The sequence below is a fragment of the Streptomyces cinerochromogenes genome (assembly GCF_014648635.1).
GTDB classification, from domain to species: domain Bacteria; phylum Actinomycetota; class Actinomycetes; order Streptomycetales; family Streptomycetaceae; genus Streptomyces; species Streptomyces cinerochromogenes.
In genome coordinates this window covers 1-5070 of sequence record NZ_BMRM01000049.1, presented here as the reverse complement: position 1 = coordinate 5070, position 5070 = coordinate 1, and the positions used below count along the sequence as shown (strand labels likewise).

Sequence of the window (5070 nt, the reverse complement as noted above, 5' to 3'; positions counted from 1 at the left end):
ACGACCCGGAGAGAGCCGAAGACATGCGCGTCGAGATCTGGAGCGACATCGCCTGCCCTTGGACCAACAGAGCCATAGGTCAGCGCACAGTCCCTGACCAGCGCAGACGAACGCAGGAAGCCCCGCCCGTGCGCTACGGCGGATGAGCGCACAGACGGGGCCAACGGTCACGCGGACCGCGCTACAGGCTCCCACGGATGGGCACGGGGTTGTCCGGCGAGTCCAGCCACACCCGCTCGCCGTCGCCGTCGACGGTCAGGCCGAATCGCTCGAAACCGGGTCGGCCCTGTTTCTCCCACCAGAGATAGGCAGTCTCAACCTCGTCCCAGAGTCGGCGCGGGCCGGATTGGTAGACCTCGAATTCCTCGCGGTCTTTCTCATAGTCCGCTGTCGCCCACGACGTGACGGCTGTGTCCCGCAGCCACAGCGTGTAAGAGCCGTCGCCGTACGACTCCATCCACGGAAACGCCTCAGGCACCTGCACGCCGATGGCGAACATGACCGGCCAGTCGCCCACGGCGTCCGGGGAAATCGGTGTGACGCTGCGAGTGCCGTCCGCAGGCCACTTTCGGTCGCCGAGGTATTCACGGACGTGCGTCCGCTTCACCCGCTGATCCCGCAGCCGCATGAACGCCGATGAGCCGACGAACGGACCAGACGCCGAACCGTCCTCGGCAACGGTCAGTCGAACCACCCCTTCCCCGCCGTAGGTCGGCCCCCACGGGGAAACGATGATTCCGCCCGGTTTCGTCTGCTCGATCCAGCGACGGGGAACACGCCCGATCGATGCCGTGGCGATCACCCGGTCATAGGGGGCACCCTCGGCGTACCCCTCGACCCCATCCCCGATGATCGAGACGGGATCGAATCCGGCGGCATTCAGACGCTTGCGCGCCTCCCTCGCGCTGTCCCCGTCCACCTCAACGGTGAACACGTTCTCAGAGCCGAGGCGGTGACACAGCAGCGCGGCATTCCAGCCGGTACCGGTTCCGATCTCCAACACCCGCTGACCCGGTTCGACGCTCAACGCGACCAGCATCGAAAACACCATGGTCGGCATGGAGTTGGAGCTTGAGGGGATCTTGCCTTTACCGGGTCCGGTGTACACGCCGTCGTCCCATTGGGTCGTGATCGGCGCGTCACGGTAAACCGCCGACCACCAGACGTCGGGTTCTTCGCTGCGAATTACGCGGTCATCCTGGCGGTTCATGCCGGCTCGGCCCGGCCAGATCATTTCCGGGATGAACAGATGACGGGGCACTGCCTGATAGGCGGGCAGCCAATCGCTTGTCAGCGCACCCTTTTCCATGAGGACGGAGGCGAGTCCCTCAGGACCCGCCCCCTTCACGTCGTCAGTGCTCACAGATCAGCGACCGTCCGCCGGACCCTGGCCGTCGTTGGTGTTGCCACCCTCGTCCGAGCCGCCCCCGCCGTGCTTGTTGCCGCTGTCGCTGTCGTCCTGCGGGTTGCCGGGGTCGTTCATCGTGAGCCACGGTGCACGCATTTTCGTACCTCCCACCTATCAGGGAACCGACACGCTGTTACGAGTCGGGGTATTGCCCGCCCCTGCCGGAAATCGAATGGAAGACGGGGAGCCTTCGATTCTCATGCGTCAGCGGGGGCGGAGTTCAAGAAGCCCAACCACGGGCGACTATCAGCGCGACGGTAGTAGCCCAAGCGAGCCACGCGAGAACCGCCAGCAATCCGCGTGGGGGCCGCTTCACAGCGGGTGGACCCGGGACGGGCGAGCCTGCCATTCCCGACCCCCGCCCTGCGGCCGGACGAATGCTTGAGTGACCTTGATCCGCTCGGCGGGCGTTGCTGCCGGATCTTCCCAATCCTTGATGATCTCGGCCAGGATGCCGACCCGCTGTCCGTCCGTCACAGGCTTGCCGAGATGAGCTTTGCTGACAGCCATCACGCCCCCTTCCGCCGGTCGCAGCGCTCGCACGGAAACCGGCAGGGAGGCAGGGAGTTGGGCGGGAACGCGATCACGCCGGACGCCGGGTCAAGGGTGCCGCCGCACTCCGCCCACCAGTCGCCGCCTGCGGGCCGACCAGACCCGTCTATGAGGCTGAGCTCCGGAGGCTGTAAGGCGCTCACGCCGGCGCTGACGCGCTTCTGAGGGGCGCTCATGACTTGCCCTCGGTCGGGCACTCAACGCAGGCGTACGGTCGGCGGTTGGGTTCCTCGCCGGACGGTTTCACCCGCCGGACGACTTCCAGACTGGCGAACGGCTTGTGACACCTGCGGCACTTCTCACCCTTTGGCGCGTATGTCGTGTACTCGCCCTGTTGTGCGTTCGCGTCCAGTCCGACGCGACTCTGAGTACTGGCCAGCTCCTGGCGACCGGCGGTGAACCCCGGAGGGCCGAACGCCCCCCTGGTGCCCGGTAGTTGCGCCGGTGATCCGCTGTGTCCAATCAGCTCGGTCATGTGCCGATGGTGCCCCACCCGTCTGGACGTTTCTCTCGTCGCACCGGGGACACTTGGGACGCTGGCGGCTAGGGTCTGAGAAGGCCCAAAAGGACAGCGCTAGGGGGTTGACTTGAACGCTGCACTTAGGTCCGCCATGACAGACGCCAACCTAACGCCCCGTCAGCTTGCATACCGGGTAGGGGTATCCACTAAGCAGGTGGAAAGATGGCTAAGCAATGCTGACCTCACACCGCATGCCAGGAATCGCGCTGATGCCTGCCGTGCACTGGGAGTGAATGAAGAGATGTTGTGGCCCAAAGCTGTGCAAGAGCGCGTCAAAACGGGAAACGACAAGGAACTAGTTCACAGCTACCCCTATCGGTCGGCTTGTCCATCCACGGTATGGACCGAGCTAATCGAACGCGCGAGCGAGGAGCTGTTCTTCGCCGGTTACACGAATTACTTTTTCTGGACGCAGGTACCGCACTTCGCGGAAACCATCCGGCGTAAGTCAGAAGACGGATGCCGCGTGAGGTTCCTGCTCGGCCACCCGGAAGGTGAGGTAACCCGACAGCGCGAGCAAATCGAAGATGTGGCGCTGTCGGTATCGACGCGAATCCGAATCACCCTTGAGCACCTAGAGCGCCTCGGCCCACTGGAAAGGGTGGAGACCCGTTTCTCCGCCCCGCTCGACGCGATCAATCACGTCAGCCTCTCAGTCTTTCGGTTCGACAGCGAGGCACTTGTAACTCCACATCTCGCGCGCCTGGTCGGGCACGACTCCCCGCTGCTGCACTTGCGCCGACAGAGCGACGGGGGCATGTTTGACCGTTTCGCCGAGCACGCAGAGGAACTGTGGGACCGCGCCGAGCGGCTGACTGCCTAGGAATTTAAGGGGCCGAAAATCCCTTGGAACTACCGGCCTAGCGGCATCCTGGGCCCCGAAGTCGGCTAGAACCCCCGCCTTTCTTTCGAAGGTGCGCCCGAAACACAGAAAACCCCCGACAGCGGAAAGCCATCGGGGGCAGCACCTCCCAGCGCTGGTAGGTGGTCATGCGACACCACGCCACGCGCGGAGAAATCTAGGTCCTTTCGTGCCGTCGTCATTAAGTGCGGCGCTCGCGGTCACCGCAAAGTCATCGACGGCCTTAGCCGGCACGCCGGTAGCCGCATAAACCCAATCAACTGACAGACCCGCTGCGGATTGCAATCGCTCGAACCGACTGTCATCATCGTCGACTTCTAATAGCCGCTCAGCCGACTCACGAGCAAAGCTCCTCTTATAGACGAGATCCAGTGCGATATCCCGCACCCTGTACGCGTCGTGGCGCGGCTGCCGTCTCTCCTTGAGGTGTTCTGCCCTTACAGATATCAATACTCCATCCCGCTGCACCCTCCCCGTGACGATGGAGCCAACAACACCCCCGACTGCACCCGCTGTCGCACCTAGTACCGCTGCTAGTCCCGCATCCATGACGGCATTGTCCCGGTGACGTTAGCGCGCTGTCGAGACCACAGCGCGATTCAGCGCCTCGGGGTGTGGCTACCAGCGTCGATGTTGTCGGCGTAGCCGGTACGGAAGTGTCGGTATCCCGCGCCGTCAACGAGACGCACGAGTGAATCCATAGGCACCGAACACGGCGGCACGGTATGCAGCGTCGCGCATTGCGGGAACCTCCAGGTACGCAAAAAGCCCCCTCGCCCGGTCCCCATCACATACCAAGCGAGGGGGCTGACCAGCGAGCGTCACGCCGTCCAAGTGCGCGTGAATCCAACTCGCCGAAGATGAGGGAAACGCGGGTGATGGCTGCACAGACAGCTAGCACCTACCAACGTTGGGAGGTGGTCAGCAGCACCCGGCCGAATGAACGACCGGGTTACTCGTTCGCTGTTGGAGACGGATTCCGCCTCCACCTTTCATGCGGTGTGTGGGTTAAGCGCAAGGGTTGAAAAACGGCCCGAAGCCGACCGAGGGTCCTAGATCGTTATGGGCTCGATATTGAAGCACCCTAGGAGTCTTCCGGGCTGACCCAATCATCACTTTCTTCCAGATCGGAAATCAAAAGCGTCATTGGGGTTTGGTCGTGAGACAGGAAATGACCAGCGCCGTCAGCAAGCACCTGCATGGCCTCTACGGCATCGTACGGCCTTTCCCTGATGTATTCGCCCAGCGTTGACCAGTACATGTCTAGGACATATTTATCAGCGCCGAGCTGATGCATCCGGTACAGCAGAGCAACGGTTCCCGGAATTCGCGCCGGGTTGAAAGACCACCCGTCCTCAAGATCCCGGCGGGTGTCGTCCGAAAGTTTTCCACTCTGCGCGAGCACATAGTCGATGAACGGATCGGCGGAACCGAACATATGAAGTCCCTTCATTGTGGTTGTAGCGAGGGGTATTCTATGTGTGCCGTAGGCGACTTACACACACTCGCTGGCACATAAATTTCCGCGAGTTCAGCGGGGGAGCCGACGGCGGGCACCCAAAGGCCAAGCTCTTTGAGTTCGTCGTCCTCAAAACCGAGGGCGTGAAGCGCCGGGTAGTCGTCGCGGGGCATCTGTCTTGGTCCCGTCTCGAAGTCGGACCGCCCTGATGCGCTGGCGCTCCGGCATCGGCACGGCCCTGCACGCGGCCTGCGTGGAGCAGTGGCGTG

At 63.1% G+C, this 5070-nt stretch carries 5 protein-coding genes; 1 reads left to right on the top strand and 4 read right to left on the bottom strand.

The window, feature by feature from the left end:
- Window positions 1–181: 181 nt before the first annotated feature.
- The 3 genes from IEZ20_RS39325 to IEZ20_RS39315 all read right to left on the bottom strand — a co-directional run bounded on the left by IEZ20_RS39325 (window position 182) and on the right by IEZ20_RS39315 (window position 1918).
- Entirely contained in the window at window positions 182–1309 is a 1128-nt protein-coding gene (locus IEZ20_RS39325) for a methyltransferase domain-containing protein (RefSeq protein ID WP_189307938.1), read from the bottom strand.
- A gap of 57 nt (window positions 1310–1366) precedes the next feature.
- Window positions 1367–1504: a hypothetical protein gene (locus IEZ20_RS39320; protein WP_189307936.1), complete on the bottom strand. Its 138-nt coding sequence runs from the start codon at window positions 1502–1504 to the stop codon at window positions 1367–1369.
- Between the two features lie 216 nt (window positions 1505–1720).
- Entirely contained in the window at window positions 1721–1918 is a 198-nt protein-coding gene (locus IEZ20_RS39315) for a hypothetical protein (protein WP_189307933.1), read from the bottom strand.
- 803 nt (window positions 1919–2721) lie between these two features.
- Here IEZ20_RS39315 and IEZ20_RS39310 point away from each other — a divergent pair.
- Window positions 2722–3303, top strand: a complete 582-nt coding sequence (locus tag IEZ20_RS39310) for an XRE family transcriptional regulator (RefSeq protein WP_308434739.1) — start codon at window positions 2722–2724, stop codon at window positions 3301–3303.
- Between the two features lie 1123 nt (window positions 3304–4426).
- Here the strand turns inward: IEZ20_RS39310 and IEZ20_RS39305 are convergent.
- Window positions 4427–4780, bottom strand: coding sequence for a hypothetical protein (locus tag IEZ20_RS39305; protein ID WP_189307930.1), 354 nt, complete (start codon window positions 4778–4780; stop codon window positions 4427–4429).
- Window positions 4781–5070 lie beyond the last annotated feature (290 nt).